The following is an 18,444-nucleotide window of genomic DNA, read 5'->3' on the forward strand; positions in this document are numbered from 1 at the left end:
GGAAAAGTCGTGGTGTGCGCGGCGATGAAGAAGCTGCTGCAGCTGGCTTATGGCGTGCTGAAATCGGGTCGTCCGTTCGATGCCGAAATATGTCTTGCCAGGTAACCGGCAAGACGGTATCTACAGGGTTGGGATTGTGTTTGTTTGCCGTAAATGGCAAACCCACAGGACGGTACAAGATTTTGTAGGGTGCGCATTTATGCGCACCAGGACAAAAACAAACAAATTGAACGCCGTACTCCCCTCACACCATCCGCTCAATCTCGCTCAACGGCACCGCCCGGCTGAACAAATATCCCTGCAGCTCATTACACCCGGCATCGGCCAGCGCGTTTTTCTGGCCCTCGGTTTCGACGCCTTCGGCGGTGACGGTCAGGCCCATGGCGTGGCCGAGGCGCACCACGGATTCAACAATCGCGGTGGAATTCTCCGCCACGCCCAGCGACTGGGTAAACGACCGGTCGATTTTAATCTTGTCGACCGGAAACGTGCTGAGATAATTCAGGCTCGAATAACCGGTGCCGAAATCATCCAGCGCGATACGGAACCCGGCGTCGCGCAGCGCGATGATGCTGTTGCGCGCTTCGTGTTCATCCTCAATCAACACGCCTTCGGTGATTTCCAGCTCCAGCCGCTGCGGATCGGCACCTTCCGACTGCACAATCTCAATCATGCGTTCGACGAACCCGCTGGCGCGGAACTGCACCGGCGAAACATTCACCGCCACAATCACCTGCGGTAACTTCAGGGCGGTTTTGCAGGCCTCGCGCAGCACCCATTCGCCCAGCGGAATAATCATGCCGGTCTCTTCGGCGATGGCGATAAAGTCCGCAGGCGAAACATCGCCGCGCTGCGGATGATGCCAGCGCAGCAGCGCTTCCAGTCCGACAATCCGCTGGCCGCTGATCTCCATCAGCGGCTGATACCACACCGCCAGACCGTCGTACGTGACCAGCGCCTGACGCAGATCCGCCGCTATCTGCTGCCGCGTGCGCAGCGATTCATCCATCACCTTTTCAAACTGACGATACTGACCGCGTCCGCCATTTTTCGCCTCGTACAGCGCTATGTCGGCTTTGCGCATCAGCTCCAGCCGGTCAATACCATCGCGGGGTGCCAGCGCCAGGCCAATGCTAACGCCAACCCACAGCTCGTTGCCCACCAGCTGATACGGCTCGCCCAGCGCGGCGATGATGCGCTGCGCCAGCGCCTGCACCTGACCGATATTCTCTACCTCCGGCATCACGATGATAAATTCATCGCCGCCAATACGCCCGACGGTATCGCTGGCGCGCACCAGGTGGCTCAGGCGGCGCGCCACCTCGATAATCAGGTCATCGCCGGCGTGATGGCCCCAGGTATCGTTAATGATTTTGAAGCGATCCAGATCCAGCAGCAGCAACGCCACGCGCTGGTCGTGACGGGTCGCGGCGGCCAGCGCCTGAGTCAGCCGATCTTCAACCAGCGCCCGGTTCGGCAGCCCGGTCAGCACATCGTGAAACGCCAGATGCTGCGCCTGCGCCTCGCTGGCACCGAGCTTCAGCAGCGACTGCGATAAATCGAGCGAGGAAGTCCAGATGCGCCGCACCATAAACAGACACAGCAGGGTGATCAGCAGCACCGAAATCAGCGTGGAAGGGCCGAGGGTACGCAACATCTGCGCGCCCGGCTTGTCCGGATCCCAGCTGAGGTAGCCGACGATATCGCCCTGACGCGAGGTCAGCGGATAGCGCGCTTTGTGTTCGTTCTGCGGTACGCCATCGCTAAAGAAGAGCTGCCGCAGCTGACTGCGTTCAGACAGGTTGCGCAGATAGCCATCATCAAGAAACTTAATACTCACCAGCCGGTAGCGCCCGGCCTCGCGCGTGCTGCTGATATCGCCCACCGCCAGCGCTGCCGCACGCTGGCCGATGCGCACAAAATCCGCGCGGTCGGCCGGACCGGGTACCTCATCACTGCTTTGCACCAGTGGCGTCTGCAACAGATCGCGCAGGTACGGCCCGATGCGCAGATCCGCCACCGGCTGGCCGTTGCGCCACACGGCGGTCGGCTGATTGGTGCGGTCAAGCAGCACAATCAGCTGATGATCAAACATATCGTACAGCCAGCTACCGACGTTTTGATTCAGCCAGTCGCTGTCCGGCTGCGGCTGCGCCAGTTGATCGGCAAGCGGGGACCAGCGCGTCAGGCTGCGCAGCTGGCGCAGATGTTCACTCAGGCTCTGATTGAACGAGGCGGCGATCATCCGCTGCTGCTGCTCGCGCGCCTCATGGTTGGTGGCCGAGGTGCTCCAGAACAGGCCGAAACCGGCACCGAGAAAAGTCAGCAGCAAAATCGCCACCAGCGGCAGGATCACTTCGCGCAAAAAATTGCGGCGAAAACCGTGCGAAAGTTTGAAGGTGTTTATCATTTTAAGGTTTCGCGCTCCGGGCAGGGCTTACTGATTAAATTAGCAGAATTTACGCAGCCTGCATCAGGTAAGGGAAGCGTTAAAGGCGTGAAACTGCACGCGATTTTTTTGCGCATAGTCACAAAGGTAACAGTTAAGTGGATTTTATTGAATTGGTCGCCGTCTGGCTGCCATCCTGCTGCCTTAAAGCAAATTCATCCGCACGTCACTGAGCCGTCACGGCACTGTCATCTGTCTCCCGCACTGTAGTCGCCATTCCGCAGCCTCTTCCGCTGCGCCCCTCAACCTGAAGCGAATGAGGTATTGAGCGTGATGGAGATATCCAGACATCCGACCACTGTCTATCAGGCGGTTGCCGCCCAGCTGGAGCAGGCGCTGCAGGAGCGCTATCGCTGCGGCGATTATCTGCCGTCTGAACAGCAGCTGGCCGATCACTATGCCGTCAATCGCCATACGCTGCGCCGGGCGGTAGATGAGCTGGTGAACAAAGGCCTGCTGCAGCGGCGCCATGGCGTCGGCATCCTGGTGCTGATGCGCCCGTACGACTACCCGCTGCATGCCCAGGCGCGCTTTAGCCAGAACCTGCTGGAGCAGGGCAGTCATCCCACCAGCGAACGGCTGCTGGCGGTACTGCGTCCAGCCAGCAGTGACGTGGCCGCCGCGCTGGGCAGTGACGAGGGTGCCAGCGTCATTCACTTACGCACTCTGCGCCGCGTCAACGGCGTGCCGGTGTGCGTGATCAATCACTATCTGGCCGACCTGCGCTGGTGGCCGGCGCTGCAGACGTTCCAGCACGGTTCCCTGCACGACTTCATGCAGCAGCAGCTCGGCCTGCAGCTGAGTCGCCGTCAGACCCGCATCAGTACACGCCGCGCACAGGCCAAAGAGTGCAAACAGCTGGAGATTACGCTGCACGCGCCGCTGCTGTGCGTGCGCACCCTGAATACACAGCCGGACGGTCAGGTGGCGGAGTACTCCGTCAGCCTGACGCGTGGCGACATGATTGAACTCACCCTGGAGCACCAATGAAACAGCAAACCGCCCGTCAGCACTGGCTTTCGGTGCTGGCGCACAGTGAAGCCAGCGCGCTGGCCAGCCACTGGCAGTCGCTACAGCTTACACCCGCCTTCGAGCGCCTGCGCCCGGCGGAAACCGGTTTAACCCGTCTGCAGGCGCGCATGGGCGGCAGCGGGAAACGCTTCGTCATGGGCGATGCCACCGTCACCCGCGCGGTGATCAGACTGCACGACGGCACGCTGGGTTTTAGCTATGTGCTGGGGCGCGATAAGGCGCATGCCGAACGCTGCGCGCTGATTGATGCGCTGCTGCAACAGCCGGAAACCCAGGCGCTGCTGCAGGAAAAAATTATTGCCCCGCTGGCGGCACTGCGTGAAGAGCAGCGCCAGCTGCGCGCGCGGGAGATCGCCAGCTCCAAAGTGGATTTCTTTACGCTGGTTCGCGGAGATAACGAATGACATTACTGGCAAGTTTTAACCATCCGGTTGCCGACGCCCAGCGCGCCTTCCGCCGCATTCTCAAAGCGATGAGCGAGCCGGGCGTGATGGTCTCGCTGCCGCTGGCGCAGGGCTGGGGCGATCTCTCCCCGGCCGCAACGGCGGTGCTGCTGACGCTGGTCGATCAGGAGAGCGCGCTGTGGCTGGATCGCCGCGTGGACAGCGATATCCTGCGCAGCAACCTGCGCTTTCACACCGGCGTACCGATTGTCGATGAGCGCGATGCCCCGTTTGCGCTGACCCACGCGGCGACCAATCCCGATCCCGCCTGCTTCGCTGCCGGTGACAATCTGTCCCCTGAGAAGAGCACCACGCTGATTGTCGAAGTGCCGTCGCTCAACGGCGGGCTGACGCTGCGCCTCTCCGGGCCCGGCCTGCGTGAGCCGCGCGCCATCGCGCCGCAACTGCCGGCCGCCATTCTGACCTATCTGCGTGAGCGCCCGCATCCGTTCCCGCAGGGGGTGGATCTGATTTTCACCTGCGGTGAAGCGATGATGGCGCTGCCACGCACCACCGACGTGGAGGTGTGCTGATGTATGTAGCCGTGAAAGGGGGCGAAAAGGCGATTGCCAGCGCCCATCAGCTGCAGGCCGATCTGCGCCGTGGCGATCGCAGCGTTGCGGAGCTGGGCTGCGATCAGGTGGCGCAACAGCTGGGGCTGGCGGTGGACCGGGTGATGACCGAAGGCGGCATCTTTGACACACAGCTGGCGGCCTTAGCCATCAAACAGGCCAGTGGTGATTTGGTCGAGGCGATTTTCCTGCTGCGCGCCTACCGCACCACGCTGCCGCGCCTCGCGGACAGCCTGGCGCTGGAAACCGCGGAAATGCGCATCGAGCGCCGCATCTCGGCAGTTTACAAAGATCTGCCCGGTGGCCAGGTGCTGGGCCCGACCTATGACTACAGCCACCGCCTGCTGGATTTTACCCTGCTGGCCAACGGCGAAACGCCGGCCGCCGCGCGTGACGATCAGGCGCTGGCGCAGCGTTGCCCGCATGTGTTCAGCATGATGACGCGTGAAGGGCTGGCAGCGCGTGAAGAGGATGACGGCAGCGAGCCGTGTGACATCACGCGCCAGCCGCCCGGTTATCCGGCGTCACGCGCCGCCCGCTTACAGCAGCTGGTGCGCGGCGACGAAGGGTTTCTGCTGGCGCTTGGCTATTCGACCCAGCGCGGCTATGGCCGCAACCATCCGTTTGCCGGTGAAATCCGCACCGGCTATCTCAGCGTGTCGATCTGCCCCGAAGAGCTGGGTTTTGAGATTGAAATTGGCGAGATCCTGCTGACCGAATGCGAAATGGTCAACGGCTTCACCACCCAGGGCGACAGCGCCCCACACTTTACCCGCGGCTATGGTCTGGTGTTCGGACGCGCAGAGCGTAAGGCGATGGCGATGGCGCTGGTGGACCGTGCGCTGCAGGCACCCGAGTATCAGGAGCGCATTGCCGGGCCGGCGCAGGACGAAGAGTTCGTGCTGTCGCACGCCGATAACGTCGAAGCCGCCGGCTTTGTCTCGCACCTGAAACTGCCGCACTACGTGGATTTCCAGGCGGAGCTGGAGCTGCTGCAGCGGCTGCGCCAACAGCATCAGGAGCAGAATGATGAGTGAGTTAACCGGCTACAACAACGGCTACCTGGATGAGCAGACCAAACGCACCATCCGCCGCGCCATTCTGAAAGCGGTCGCGATCCCCGGCTATCAGGTGCCGTTTGCCGGCCGCGAAATGCCGATGCCGTATGGCTGGGGTACCGGCGGCATCCAGATCACCGCCAGCATTATTGGCGACAGCGACGTGCTGAAAGTGATCGATCAGGGCGCGGATGACACCACCAACGCGGTCTCTATCCGGCGCTTCTTCCAGCGCGTCAGCGGGGCGGCAACCACCGAAGCTACCAAAGACGCCACGCTGATCCAGACGCGGCACCGCATTCCGGAGACGCCGCTTGAAGAGGATCAGGTGCTGATTTTCCAGGTGCCGATCCCGGAGCCGCTGCGCTTTATTGAGCCGCGTGAGACGGAAACCCGCACCATGCATGCGCTGGAGGAGTACGGCATCATGCAGGTCAAGCTGTATGAAGATATCGCCCGCTACGGCCATATCGCCACCACCTATGCCTATCCGGTGAAGGTTAACGATCGCTATGTGATGGATCCGTCGCCGATTCCCAAATTCGACAACCCGAAGATGCACATGATGCCGGCGCTGCAGCTGTTTGGTGCCGGACGTGAAAAACGCATTTATGCGCTGCCGCCCTACACCAAAGTGGAAAGTCTTGATTTCGACGATCACCCGTTCAGCGTGCAGAGCTGGGAACACCCCTGTGCGCTGTGCGGTTCGCGCCACAGCTATCTCGACGAAGTGGTGATGGATGATGCCGGTACGCGCATGTTTGTCTGCTCCGATACCGATTTTTGCCACCAGCAGCAGGAACAACAGCATGCACAGTGAACAGCCGCTGCTCGCGGTCAATAACCTGACGCACCTCTACGCGCCGGGCAAAGGTTTTGAAGACGTCAGTTTTGCGCTCTATCCCGGAGAGGTGCTGGGGATTGTCGGTGAATCCGGCTCGGGAAAAACCACGCTGCTGCGCAGCCTGTCGGCGCGTCTGGCGCCACAGCAGGGCAACATTCTCTACCGCGGCCGCGATCTGTATCAGCTCAGCGAGAGCGAGCGCCGGCGGTTACTGCGCACCGAGTGCGGCGTGGTGCATCAGCATCCGCTGGATGGCCTGCGTCCGCAGGTGACGGCGGGCGGCAATATTGGTGAGCGTCTGATGGCGATTGGACAGCGTCATTACGGCGACATCCGCAACGAGGCGCTGCGCTGGCTGCAGGACGTCGAAATTCCGGCCAACCGCATCGACGATCTGCCCACCACCTTTTCTGGCGGCATGCAGCAGCGTTTGCAGATTGCGCGCAACCTGGTGACGCAGCCGACGCTGGTGTTTATGGATGAGCCGACCGGCGGGCTGGATGTCTCGGTGCAGGCGCGCCTGCTGGATCTGCTGCGCACGCTGGTACGCGAACTGAATCTGGCGGTGATTATCGTCACCCACGATCTCGGCGTCGCGCGTTTGCTGGCGCACCGCCTGCTGGTAATGAAGCAGGGCAAAGTGGTGGAGAGCGGACTCACCGACCGGGTGCTCGACGATCCGCACCATCCGTACACCCAGCTGCTGGTTTCATCGGTGCTGGCATAGAACACGCTGGCGGTGCGCATTAATGCGCCCTACTCATGAGGTGTGCACCAATCGTAGCGGCGCAATTTATTGCGCCCAGTTGAACAGCGAGCGTTGCTGTTAAATGCGCGATAAATCGCGCCGCTACGGTTACGTGCGGCTGCACGAATCATTATCAGGACATCAACATGCAACCCATTTTGCGCGTAGAGAATCTCAGCAAAACCTTTGTGCTGCACAACCAGAACAGCGCCGAGCTGCCGGTGCTGCAGCACGCCAGCCTTGAGGTGGCCGCCGGCGAATGCGTGGTGCTGCACGGGCGCTCCGGCAGCGGTAAATCCACGCTGCTGCGTGCGCTGTACGGTAACTATCAGGCCAACAGCGGTCACATCTGGCTGCAGCATCACGGCCAGTGGGTCGATCTGGCACAGGCACCGGCGCGTCAGATGCTGGCGATCCGCCGTGACACCGTCGGCTGGGTCAGCCAGTTTCTGCGCGTGATTCCGCGCGTACCGACGCTGGAGATCGTCATGCAGCCGCTGCTGGAGCGCGGCGTCGAACGCGCCCGCTGTGAACAGCGCGCCCGCGAACTGCTGACGCGTCTTAACGTGCCGCAGCGCCTGTGGTCGCTGGCCCCCTCGACCTTCTCCGGCGGGGAACAGCAGCGCGTCAACATCGCACGCGGCTTTATCGCTGACTATCCGGTGCTGCTGCTGGATGAACCCACGGCGTCACTCGACAGCGCTAACAGCGCGGCGGTGGTGGAGCTGATTGAACAGGCGCGCGCCCGCGGCGCCGCTATCGTAGGTATTTTCCATGACGAAGCGGTGCGCGCCCGGGTGGCCGACCGCCTGCACGTCATGCAGCCGCTGCACACAGGAGAACAGGCATGATCGTGAATAATGTCCGGCTGGTGCTGGAAAATGAGGTCGTCAGCGGATCGCTGGAGATGCGCGGCGACCGGATCGCCAGCTTCAGCGACAGCGGCAGTCAGCAGCCAGGCGCGCTGGACGGCGGGAACGCGTTTTTGCTGCCGGGGCTGGTCGAGCTGCATACCGACAACCTCGATAAATTCTTTACGCCACGGCCCAAAGTCGACTGGCCAGCGCATTCGGCGATGAGTAGCCACGATGCACTGATGGTCGCCAGCGGCATCACCACGGTGCTGGACGCCATCGGCGTCGGTGACGTGCGCGACGGCGGTCATCGCCTCGAAAACCTGAGCAAAATGATTACGGCGATTCAGGACAGCAACCGCAAGGGCATCAACCGCGCCGACCACCAGCTGCACCTGCGCTGTGAGCTGCCGCACCACACTACGCTGCCGCTGTTTGAAGCGCTGATGAGCACCCCGGAGCTGTCGCTGGTGTCACTGATGGATCATTCACCCGGCCAGCGCCAGTATGCGTCGCTGGAGATGTACCGCACCTACTATCAGGGTAAATATCAGCTCAACGATGAGCAGATGGATCAGTTTGAGCGCGAACAGCTGGCGCTGGCTGCCGAATTTTCCACGCCGAACCGTAACGCCATCGCTGGCCTGTGCCAGGCGCGCGGTATTCCGGTTGCCAGCCACGATGATGCCACGGCGGCGCACGTTGCGGAGTCACACGCTGTTGGCAGCGCCATTGCCGAGTTTCCCACCACGCTGGAAGCGGCTCGCGCCTCGCGCGACTGCGGCATGCGGGTGCTGATGGGCGCGCCCAACATTGTGCGCGGCGGATCGCACTCCGGCAATGTCGCGGCGTGGCAGCTGGCCAGCCACGGCCTGCTGGACATCCTCTCGTCGGATTACTATCCGGCCAGCCTGCTGGATGCGGTATTCCGCCTGGTGGCCGACGAGCGTAATGCGCTGACGCTACCGCAGGCGGCGGCGCTGGTCACGCGCAACCCGGCACAGGCGATTGGCCTGCACGATCGCGGCACGATTGCGGAAGGGCTGCGCGCCGATCTGGTGCTGGCACACACCGATCACGGTCATGTGCACATTCGCCACGTCTGGTCACAGGGCAGGCTGGTGTTCTGATGGCGCGCCTCATCTGGCTGACCGGGCCCTCGGGCTCGGGTAAAGACAGCCTGCTGAACGCGCTGCGCGAGGCGCCGCCGGACAAGCTGGTGATCGCCCATCGCTATATCACGCGGCCGGCCGATGCCGGCGGTGAAAACCACGTGGCGCTGAGTGAAGCCGAATTCCGCCGGCGGGAAGCGCTCGGCCTGTTCGCCATCAGCTGGCGCGCACACGGCCTGAGCTACGCGCTCGGCGAGGAGATTGACCACTGGCTGGCGCGCGGTCTTAACGTGCTGGTCAACGGTTCACGTCTGCATCTGCCAGTCGTGCGCCAGCACTACGGCGAGCAGCTGCTGCCGCTGGTGCTGCAGGTCTCGCCAGCCGTACTGGCGGCACGGCTGCGCCAGCGCGGGCGCGAAAGTGAAGCCGACATTCAGCGACGGCTGGCGCGCGCAGCAGAACCGCTGCCTGCCCACTGCCACGCGCTCAACAACGACGGCGCGCTGATCGACACGCTCCATCAGCTGCGCCAGTTACTGGAGCATCCGCCATGAATCTGACCTTTCTCGGTACGGGCGGCGTGCAGGCCGTGCCGCTGTTCGGCTGCGACTGTCGCGCCTGTGAACGCGCCCGGCAGCAGCCACGCTATGCGCGTCACGCCACCAGCGCGCTGATCGACACCGGTCGCGAGCGCATCCTGCTCGATGCCGGTCTGCCCGATCTGCATCAGCGCTTCCAGCCCGGTGAGCTGAGCCGCATTCTGCTGACGCATTTCCACATGGATCACGTGGCCGGCCTGTTCAGTCTGCGCTGGGGCCGGGGCGCGTCGATTCCGGTGTGGGCGCCACCGGATGAAAAGGGCTGCGACGATCTGTTTAAGCATCCCGGCCTGCTGGCGTTTCGCCCGGCGCTGACGCCTTTTGTCGCGCACAGCTTCGGCAGCCTGCAGGTGACGGCGCTGCCACTGCAGCATTCGCGGCTGACTTACGGCTACCTGTTCGACTGGCATGGCACGCGGCTGGCGTGGCTGTGCGACACCTGTGGTTTGCCGCCGGACACCGCCGATTTCCTGCAGGGCCAGCCGCTCGATCAGCTGGTGATCGACTGCAACGATGCGCCGCGCGCCGCGGTGGGTAATCACAACGACGTTACCCGCGCACTGGACATCGTGGCCCGGCTGGCTCCGCGCCAGGCATGGCTGGTGCACCTGTCACATGAGATGGATAACTGGTTGCTGGACAATGGGTTACCGGAAAACGTCAGCGTACCGTTCGATGGCCAGCAGATTGCTGTCGGTTTGCGCGACGCTGTCACCGTTTAATCATGGTTCTGTCATCAGACCTTCATCGCCAGTGTCCGTAATAACGGGCAATCAACACCTCAGAAGAGATGGAGCGCAACATGGCACAGGCACTACTCAAAACCGTCGTCGACAATGCACATCCTGCCCAGCGCCATGGCGACAAGGTGCTGTCGGTGCAGGGGCTGTGCAAAGCCTTCGGTGATAACCGCGTGCTGGATGATGTCAGTTTCGATCTGCATGCGGGCGAGCTGGTGGCGGTAATCGGCCGCTCGGGCGCAGGCAAATCGACCCTGCTGCATATGCTGAACGGCACCATTGCCAGCAGCGAAGGCGCGATTCTCAGCATGCGTCACGGCGAGGCGGACCGCGATGTGGTGACGCTCAACAGCCGGCAGATGCGCGAATGGCGCAGCGAGTGCGGCATGATCTTTCAGGACTTCTGCCTGGTGCCGCGCCTCGACGTGCTGACCAACGTGCTGCTGGGCCGGCTCAGCCAGACCTCAACGCTGAAATCCTTTTTCAAAATCTTCTCCGACACCGACCGTGCGCAGGCCATTGAACTGCTGCAGTGGATGAACATGCTGCCGCAGGCGCTGCAGCGGGCGGAGAATCTGTCCGGCGGCCAGATGCAGCGCGTCGCCATCTGCCGCGCGCTGATGCAGCGCCCGAAAATCCTGCTGGCCGACGAGCCGGTGGCCTCGCTCGATCCCAAAAATACCAAACGCATCATGGATGTGCTGCGCCAGGTGAGCGAGCAGGGCATCAGCGTGATGGTCAACCTGCACTCGATTGAACTGGTGCAGCAGTATTGCACCCGGGTGATCGGCATCCAGCGCGGCAAAGTGCTGTTTGACGGCCATCCCGCTCAGTTGACCGACAGCCTGCTGCATGCGCTGTACGGCGACGAAATTAACCAGCTCCACTAACTCCCACGGCAAGAGAAAATCTCACAATGAAACTGACTGCTTTAGCTTTACTGACAGGCGCTCTGATGGCTTTTGGCGTCAACGCAGCGGATGCACCGAAACAGCTGAACCTGGGAATTCTGGGCGGGCAGAACGCCACCCAGCAGATTGGCGATAACCAGTGTGTGAAAACCTTCTTCGATAAAGAGCTGGGCGTGGATACGCAGCTGCGCAACTCGTCTGACTATGCCGGCGTGATTCAGGGGCTGCTGGGCAATAAGATCGATATGGTGCTGAGCATGTCGCCGGCCTCTTATGCCTCGGTCTATCTGCAAAACCCGAAGGCCGTGGATATCGTCGGTATCGTGGTGGACGACAAAGATGGCTCGAAAGGCTACCACTCGGTGGTGATCGTCAAAGCCGACAGCCCGTATAAGAAGCTGGAAGATCTGAAAGGTAAATCGTTTGGCATGGCCGATCCGGATTCCACCTCCGGCTTCCTGATGCCCAATCAGGCCTTTAAGAAAGAGTTTGGCGGTACGGTGGATGATAAGTACAACAATACCTTCTCCAGCGTGACGTTTTCCGGTGGCCACGAGCAGGACATCCTCGGCGTGCTGAATGGCCAGTTCGACGGCGCGGTGACCTGGACGTCGCTGATTGGCGATTACAACAGTGGTTATACCTCGGGGGCCTTTGGTCGTCTGATTCGTATGGATCACCCGGATCTGATGAAGCAGATCCGCATCATCTGGCAGTCGCCGCTGATTCCTAACGGCCCGATTCTGGTGAGTAATAACCTGCCCGCTGACTTCAAAGCGAAAGTGGTGGCCGCGATCAAAAAGCTGGATAAAGAAGATCACAGCTGCTTTGTTAAAGCGGTGGGCGGTGCCCAGCACATCGGCGCCGCCAGCGTCGCGGATTACCAGAATATCATCGATATGAAGCGCGACCTGATGAAGGGTGCTCGCGGGTAACGAGCGGGTGGCTTCGTGCGGTATTTCCCTCACCCCAGCCCTCTCCCGGGGGGAGAGGGGGCCGCACGTGCTACCGGACAATTCCCTCGCCGCTGGCAGCAAAGGATAGGGTACGTGCCTGCATCAATCTGCCGGACAATTCCCTCTCCCGCTGGCGGGAGAGGGTTAGGGTGAGGGCAATCCCTCGCCATCAACAAAGGATCTCTCCCTTGACCGATTTCGAACACTACTACCAACGTATTCGCCGCCAGCAAAAGCGCGACACGCTGCTGTGGTCGCTGCTGCTGGTGGCGCTCTATCTCGCGGCCGGCAACGTGGCGGAATTCAACCTGGTCACGGTCTGGCAATCGCTGCCTCACTTCTTTGACTACATCGGCGCGACGCTGCCGGTGCTGCACCTGCCGCTGCTGTTCGCGGACGTCAAAACCGAAGGTTCGCTGGCTTACTGGGGCTATCGCCTGCACTTTCAGCTGCCGCTGATCTGGGAAACCCTGCAGCTGGCGCTGTCCTCCACCCTGATTGCAGTGCTGATCGCCGCCGTGCTGGCGTTTTTCGCCGCTGATAACACCCAGACGCCGCGCAGCCTGCGCATGGCGATTCGCGCCTTTGTTGCCTTCCTGCGCACCATGCCGGAGCTGGCGTGGGCGGTAATGTTCGTGATGGCGTTCGGCATCGGTGCCATCCCCGGCTTTCTGGCGCTGGCGCTGCACACCATCGGCAGCCTGACCAAACTGTTCTACGAATCGATTGAGAGCGCCTCCGATAAACCGGTGCGCGGTCTCGCCGCCTGTGGTGCCAGCAAGCTGCAGCGTATGCGCTTCGCCTTCTGGCCGCAGGTGAAACCGACCTTTCTCTCCTACAGCTTTATGCGGCTGGAAATTAACTTCCGCTCCTCCACCATCCTCGGGCTGGTGGGCGCGGGCGGCATCGGTCAGGAGCTGATGACCAACATCAAACTGGATCGCTACGATCAGGTCAGCATGACGCTGCTGCTGATCATCGTGGTGGTGTCGCTGCTGGATACGCTATCCGGCTGGCTGCGCCGCCGTGTGGTTGAAGGAGACGTAAAATGATCGCCTTAGCGCCCGACGTGGCGAAACTGAAACAGCAGCACGCTGCACTGTTTGCCGCGCAAAACCGTTATCTGCGCCGCATCGCGCTGATTGTGCTGGCGCTGGTGCTCTATTATCTGTTTTTCTTCAGCGTGTTCGGCATCGACTGGCAGCGCTTTGTCATCGGCTGCCAGCAGCTCGGACGCTATTTCCTGCGCATGTTCGTCTGGCAGGATTTCGTCAACTGGCCGTTTGGCTACTATTTCTCGCAGGTCGGCATCACGCTGGCTATCGTGTTTGCCGGCACGCTCACCGCCACCGTCATCGCGCTGCCGGTCTCCTTTCTGGCGGCGCGCAATGTGATGCACGATCCGCTGATGCGGCCGATATCGCTGCTGGTGCGCCGGCTGCTGGATGTGCTGCGCGGCATCGACATGGCCATCTGGGGATTGATCTTCGTGCGGGCGGTGGGCATGGGCCCGCTGGCCGGGGTGCTGGCGATTGTGATGCAGGACATCGGCCTGCTGGGCAAGCTGTATGCGGAAGGGCATGAAGCGGTTGAACGCTCACCCAGTCGCGGCCTGAGCGCAGTGGGGGCCAACAGCCTGCAGAAACACCGTTACGGCATTTTTACCCAATCGTTTCCCACCTTTCTCGCGCTGAGTCTGTATCAGATTGAGTCCAACACCCGCTCGGCGGCGGTGCTGGGCTTTGTCGGCGCCGGTGGCGTCGGGCTGGTCTACGCCGAAAACATGCGCCTGTGGAACTGGGATGTGGTGATGTTCCTGACCGTGATTCTGGTGGTAGTCGTGATGGTGATGGACGCCATTTCCAGCCGACTGCGTAAACGCTACATCACCGGGAAAGGGGTGCCGCTGTGGCAGCCTGCCGCGCGCGACTGAGCCGTTCACTGCGCTGCCAGGCGCGCTCCAGCGCCTGCACCAGCTGCGCCTGCTGCCAGGGTTTCGCCAGCCGTTCACACAGCGGCAGCGTCACCGGCGTCTGGCGCAGATCCTGACCGCTGATCAGCAGGGTGGCCAGCTGTGGCCACTGCTGCTGCGCCTGACGAATCACATCCGCACCGTTCAGGGCACCCGGCAGCATCAGGTCACTGATCAGCAGATCGATATCCGGCGTCTGGCGCAGCAGCGTCAGCGCACTCTCGCCGTCAGCACACTCCAGCGTCAGATAACCCAGCTGATGCAGATGTTCGCACAGCGTCTGTCGCACCGCCGGCTCGTCATCCAGCACCAGTATCAGGCGATCGCGGCTGGCACGTGGCGTCAGCACCGGCGCGCTCACCAGCGGCTGCGCGGCTTCCGGCGCACGCGGCAGCAGCAGCCGCACCGTGGTGCCCTGGCCCGGCGCGGTCTCCAGTTCGATCTGTCCGCCGGACTGGCGCACAAATCCGTACACCATCGACAGCCCCAGCCCGCTGCCGCTGCCGGTGGCTTTGGTGGTAAAGAAGGGTTCAAACACCTGTTCCCGCACCTCGGCGGACATGCCGCAGCCGTGGTCAATCACTTCAATGGTGACGCGGTCGCGCTTGCCATCGGCCTCCTGATTCCGCTGATTCCAGATGCGCAGGCGGATCTCGCCGCTCTGGCGCTCCATGGCATCGCGCGCGTTCACCACCAGATTCATCAGGGCGTTCTCCAGCTGGCCGGCATCAATCCACGCCGGCCAGCCGGGGCGCTGCGCATCCACCACCAGATGCTGGCCGGGCAGCAGGGAGTGCTGCAGCAGCGACTGCAGATTTTCCACCAGCTCCACCACCGCAACGGCACGCGGATAAAGCGCCTGCTTGCGTGAGAAGGCCAGCAGACGCTGCGTCAGCTGTGCGGCACGATCGGCGGCCAGCCGCGCGCGCTCAATGCGGCTGGCCAGCGTGCCGGGCGGCAGCTGATCGACGGTCAGCGCCAGGCTGCCGATGATCACCGCCAGCAAATTATTGAAATCGTGCGCCAGGCCGCCGGTCAGCTGACCGACCGCTTTCATCTTCTGGCTGTGCAGCAGTGCCGCTTCCAGCGCCTTACGTGAGGTGCGCTCCAGCACCGTGTTGACCATGCCGCGCCGCGGCACCGGGCTGAAGCGCAGTTCCAGCGTGCGGCCATCCGGTAACCTGACTTCCTGCGCGTCGTGCAGGCTGCTGAGCTGCACATCGACGCGATCAAGCAAACGCTGATAGTGCATGCCGCGATGCAGCTCGCGCGGCGCGAAGCCCAGCAGTTCGGCGTACTGCGCGTTCCACACCACCAGCTGACCGCTGTTATCAAACAGCGCGAAGCCGTCGCGCATGGCGAGGAAGGTCGATTCCAGCTGGTTGCTTTTCTCTTTCAGCAGCTGCGAGGTGTGGGCCAGCGAAGCGGTGTTGCGCGCGAACACGTTAAAGGCGCGCGCCAGATCGCCCAGCTCATCGCGCCGTGCCAGGCCGGGCACGCTGACGCTTTTCTCCCCCTGCGCCAGCCGCGTCATGGCGTGCGCGATGGCGGTAAGGCTGGAACCGAGATTGCGGTAGATGTAGTAACCGGCGTAACCGGTAATCAGCAGCGCCAGTAACATAAACAGACCGATGAAACCGATGATTGAATCCAGTTCCTGATGGGCGGTGGCGCTGCGCGCATCGCTCTGCTGCGCTACCAGCTGAACGTAGTGGGTGATGTCTTCGTTGAGCATCGCCACCAGCGCCTTGATGCGATACGTGGCGTAGGCGATGGCGATGTCACTCTGCTCCAGCTGACCGGCCACCGGCAGCAGCTGCTGGCTGGTGCTGACCAGCCGAGCGCGCTGCATCGCCAGTACGCCCTGCAGCGGCAGCGCAGACCAGATCGGCAGCACGCTGTTGAGCTGTTGCACTGCGGCCTGCGGCGTGGCGGACTGAATCGCCACGGTTAACAGCGCGGCCGTCTGCTGGCGCAGCGGCAGAAACGCGCCGTCACTGGCCAGCAGGTCGATACGGTTGAGCAGCAGCTGCGCCTGCCACAGGCCGCTGAGCATCACGTTACGCTGTAAATGGCGCTGATGCCCCTCCAGCAGCAGCTGGCTGATGCTTTGCTCCAGCATCTGGCTGCGATCGCGGATGCGTGCCAGCAGCGCCGGCTGCTGTGCCGCCAGCGGCGCGCTGGCCAGCTGACTTAGCGATTGCTGCAGCGCCTGCTGAGTCTGCTGCAGTCGCGCCGACTCGCTCTGGTATTCGAGCGCGCCCACCACCTGCGCCAGCCGCACCGCGGCGATGGCGACATTGGCCGTATCACGCGCCAGCGCCAGGCTGCCGTTCATATCGGCCAGCGTTTGTGCCTGTGCCTGCTCCTGAATGTGACCGGCGTGGCGAAAACCGAAAATAGCCACCAGGCTCACCGCCAGCGTAACGCTCACCACCAGCAGGTTAAACATCAGCAGGCGCCCGCGCGCGCCGGCGTGCCAGTGCAGACTGTGACTCATTGCTGCCGCTCCTCACCGCTCAACTCCGGCGAGTATAGAAGCGCGGCCGGGGCGCAATATGACAAATATGAACGGCGTCTGACATTTTCCATTTATCTGGCGTTGCTTAACTCGCGGCTATCCACTGGCAGCAGGAGCCTGAAGATGGCGGCGACACCGATATTAGAAATGCGGGCAATTACCCGGCGCTTCGGCAGCTTCTATGCGCTGAAAGGCGTCGACCTGACCGTCTGGCCGGGTGAAGTGCACGCGCTGATGGGCGAAAACGGTGCCGGTAAAAGTACCTTAATGAAGATTCTGGCCGGCGCGTATACCGCCAGCAGCGGGGAAATTCTTATCGATGGTCAACCCTACGCCATCCGGGGCCCGAAAGAGGCGCTGGCGGCAGGGATCACCCTGATTTATCAGGAAATCAACCTGGCGCCGAATCTGACGGTGGCGGAAAACATCTTTCTCGGCAGTGAGATTTCCCGTGGCGGGCTGGTGAAGCGTCGCCAGATGGCGGAAGAAGCGCAGCAGGTGATTAACCGCCTTGGCGCGCAGTTCAGCGCCACCGATCTGGTGAGCCGCCTGAGCATCGCTGAACAGCAGCAGGTGGAAATTGCCCGCGCGCTGCATCGCAACAGCCGCATCCTGGTGATGGACGAACCCACCGCTGCGCTCTCGAATCGCGAAACCGAACAGCTGTTTGCACTAATCAAACGCCTGCGCAGCGAAGGCATGGCGATCATCTACATCAGCCACCGCATGGCAGAAGTGTATGAGCTCTCCGATCGCGTCAGCGTGCTGCGCGACGGGCAGTACGTCGGCAGCCTGACGCGCGAACAGCTGAACGCCAGCGAACTGGTGCGCATGATGGTTGGCCGTCCGCTCAGCGATCTGTTCAACAAAGATCGCGCCATTAGCTTCGGCGAAATTCGCCTGGCGGTAAATCATCTGACCGACAACCGCAAAGTGCATCCCAGCAGCCTCGCGGTGCGCGCCGGGGAGATTGTCGGGCTGGCCGGGCTGGTCGGTGCCGGCCGCAGCGAGCTGGCGCAGCTGATTTTTGGTGTGCATCAGCCAGCCGGCGGGGAAATCTGGATCGACGGTGAAAAAGTGCAGATTAACTCGCCGCGAGACGCCATTGCGCGCGGCATCGGTTTCCTGACCGAAAACCGCAAAGAGCAGGGGCTGTTTCTGGAACTGGCGGCGCAGGAAAACATCGTGATGGCCACGCTTGAGCGCGATGCCAGCTACGGCCTGCTTAACCGGCGCAAAGGGCAGAAGATCGCCAGCGAGGCGATTCAATCGCTGAATATCCGCGTGCCGCACGCCCAGGTGCGCGCCGGCGGCTTATCCGGCGGCAACCAGCAGAAGCTGCTGATTTCGCGCTGGGTATCGATAGCCCCCCGCATCCTGATTCTGGATGAGCCGACGCGCGGCGTAGATGTCGGTGCCAAGAGTGAAATCTACCGCATGATGAACCAGATGGCGCAGCAGGGCGTGGCAATTTTGATGATCTCCAGCGAGCTGCCGGAAGTGGTGGGCATGAGCGACCGCGTATACGTGATGCGCGAAGGCACCATCGCCGGCGAGCTGAGCGGCGAGCAGATTAGCCAGGAAAACATAATGACACTGGCCACCGGCGCGCAGCCGGTCCAGGCCTGAGGAG

17 protein-coding genes and 1 pseudogene are annotated in these 18,444 nt (G+C 62.2%); 16 read left to right on the forward strand and 2 right to left on the reverse strand.

The genetic code is table 11. From position 1 onward, the window contains the following. A pseudogene (locus C1Y43_RS15375) lies at positions 1-105 on the forward strand (IS110 family transposase); the annotation flags it as partial. Positions 106-244: 139 nt separating this feature from the next. Here the strand turns inward: C1Y43_RS15375 and C1Y43_RS15380 are convergent. Beyond that, a complete protein-coding gene (locus tag C1Y43_RS15380) occupies positions 245-2,410 on the reverse strand; it encodes a bifunctional diguanylate cyclase/phosphodiesterase (protein ID WP_088518067.1) in 2,166 nt (721 codons plus the stop codon). A 312-nt stretch (positions 2,411-2,722) separates the two neighbouring features. Here C1Y43_RS15380 and phnF point away from each other — a divergent pair, with 312 nt between their 5' ends. The 14 genes from phnF to phnE (C1Y43_RS15450) all read left to right on the forward strand — a co-directional run bounded on the left by phnF (position 2,723) and on the right by phnE (C1Y43_RS15450) (position 14,251). Beyond that, the gene (gene phnF, locus C1Y43_RS15385) at positions 2,723-3,439 is read left to right on the forward strand and encodes a phosphonate metabolism transcriptional regulator PhnF (RefSeq protein WP_088518068.1); all 717 of its coding nucleotides are present in this window, start codon (positions 2,723-2,725) and stop codon (positions 3,437-3,439) included. Continuing rightward, positions 3,436-3,885, forward strand: a complete 450-nt coding sequence (gene phnG, locus C1Y43_RS15390; protein WP_058757348.1) for a phosphonate C-P lyase system protein PhnG — start codon at positions 3,436-3,438, stop codon at positions 3,883-3,885. The genes phnF and phnG overlap by 4 nt, the downstream gene beginning before the upstream one ends. Continuing rightward, positions 3,882-4,457, forward strand: a complete 576-nt coding sequence (phnH, locus tag C1Y43_RS15395) for a phosphonate C-P lyase system protein PhnH (RefSeq protein ID WP_104188812.1) — start codon at positions 3,882-3,884, stop codon at positions 4,455-4,457. The genes phnG and phnH overlap by 4 nt, the downstream gene beginning before the upstream one ends. After that, positions 4,457-5,533, forward strand: coding sequence for a carbon-phosphorus lyase complex subunit PhnI (locus tag C1Y43_RS15400; protein ID WP_021509798.1), 1,077 nt, complete (start codon positions 4,457-4,459; stop codon positions 5,531-5,533). Before phnH ends, C1Y43_RS15400 begins: the two co-directional genes overlap by 1 nt. Further along, complete coding sequence (locus C1Y43_RS15405; protein WP_058782061.1) at positions 5,526-6,374, forward strand: alpha-D-ribose 1-methylphosphonate 5-phosphate C-P-lyase PhnJ; 849 nt, start codon at positions 5,526-5,528, stop codon at positions 6,372-6,374. Before C1Y43_RS15400 ends, C1Y43_RS15405 begins: the two co-directional genes overlap by 8 nt. Further along, on the forward strand, positions 6,364-7,125 hold the full coding sequence (gene phnK / locus C1Y43_RS15410) for a phosphonate C-P lyase system protein PhnK (RefSeq protein ID WP_104188814.1): 762 nt from the start codon (positions 6,364-6,366) through the stop codon (positions 7,123-7,125). The genes C1Y43_RS15405 and phnK overlap by 11 nt, the downstream gene beginning before the upstream one ends. A 167-nt stretch (positions 7,126-7,292) precedes the next feature. Next, positions 7,293-7,997 (forward strand): phosphonate C-P lyase system protein PhnL, encoded by a 705-nt coding sequence (gene phnL, locus C1Y43_RS15415; protein WP_021509801.1) that lies wholly within the window; start codon positions 7,293-7,295, stop codon positions 7,995-7,997. Next, positions 7,994-9,130 carry an alpha-D-ribose 1-methylphosphonate 5-triphosphate diphosphatase gene (gene phnM / locus C1Y43_RS15420; protein WP_058774782.1) on the forward strand — a complete coding sequence of 379 codons (1,137 nt, stop codon included), beginning with the start codon at positions 7,994-7,996 and terminating at the stop codon, positions 9,128-9,130. The genes phnL and phnM overlap by 4 nt, the downstream gene beginning before the upstream one ends. Further along, complete coding sequence (gene phnN, locus C1Y43_RS15425; protein WP_104188816.1) at positions 9,130-9,666, forward strand: ribose 1,5-bisphosphokinase; 537 nt, start codon at positions 9,130-9,132, stop codon at positions 9,664-9,666. The genes phnM and phnN overlap by 1 nt, the downstream gene beginning before the upstream one ends. Beyond that, a complete protein-coding gene (phnP, locus tag C1Y43_RS15430; protein ID WP_104188818.1) occupies positions 9,663-10,433 on the forward strand; it encodes a phosphonate metabolism protein PhnP in 771 nt (256 codons plus the stop codon). Before phnN ends, phnP begins: the two co-directional genes overlap by 4 nt. A gap of 80 nt (positions 10,434-10,513) precedes the next feature. Beyond that, a complete protein-coding gene (gene phnC / locus C1Y43_RS15435; protein WP_021509805.1) occupies positions 10,514-11,341 on the forward strand; it encodes a phosphonate ABC transporter ATP-binding protein in 828 nt (275 codons plus the stop codon). 26 nt (positions 11,342-11,367) lie between these two features. Beyond that, positions 11,368-12,297: a phosphonate ABC transporter substrate-binding protein gene (gene phnD / locus C1Y43_RS15440; protein ID WP_031280167.1), complete on the forward strand. Its 930-nt coding sequence runs from the start codon at positions 11,368-11,370 to the stop codon at positions 12,295-12,297. Positions 12,298-12,506: 209 nt separating this feature from the next. Further along, a complete protein-coding gene (phnE, locus tag C1Y43_RS15445; RefSeq protein ID WP_058757354.1) occupies positions 12,507-13,370 on the forward strand; it encodes a phosphonate ABC transporter, permease protein PhnE in 864 nt (287 codons plus the stop codon). Then, on the forward strand, positions 13,367-14,251 hold the full coding sequence (phnE, locus tag C1Y43_RS15450) for a phosphonate ABC transporter, permease protein PhnE (protein WP_104188820.1): 885 nt from the start codon (positions 13,367-13,369) through the stop codon (positions 14,249-14,251). Before phnE (C1Y43_RS15445) ends, phnE (C1Y43_RS15450) begins: the two co-directional genes overlap by 4 nt. Here phnE (C1Y43_RS15450) and C1Y43_RS15455 read toward each other — a convergent pair. Continuing rightward, positions 14,205-16,790, reverse strand: a complete 2,586-nt coding sequence (locus C1Y43_RS15455; protein WP_104188821.1) for an ATP-binding protein — start codon at positions 16,788-16,790, stop codon at positions 14,205-14,207. The genes phnE (C1Y43_RS15450) and C1Y43_RS15455 overlap by 47 nt on opposite strands. A 144-nt stretch (positions 16,791-16,934) precedes the next feature. Between C1Y43_RS15455 and C1Y43_RS15460 the strand changes: the two genes are divergently transcribed. Next, positions 16,935-18,440, forward strand: coding sequence for a sugar ABC transporter ATP-binding protein (locus C1Y43_RS15460; RefSeq protein WP_104188823.1), 1,506 nt, complete (start codon positions 16,935-16,937; stop codon positions 18,438-18,440). The last annotated feature ends 4 nt before the right edge of the window (positions 18,441-18,444 follow it).

Source organism: Pantoea sp. ICBG 828, assembly GCF_002928355.1.
GTDB lineage: Bacteria > Pseudomonadota > Gammaproteobacteria > Enterobacterales > Enterobacteriaceae > Pantoea > Pantoea dispersa.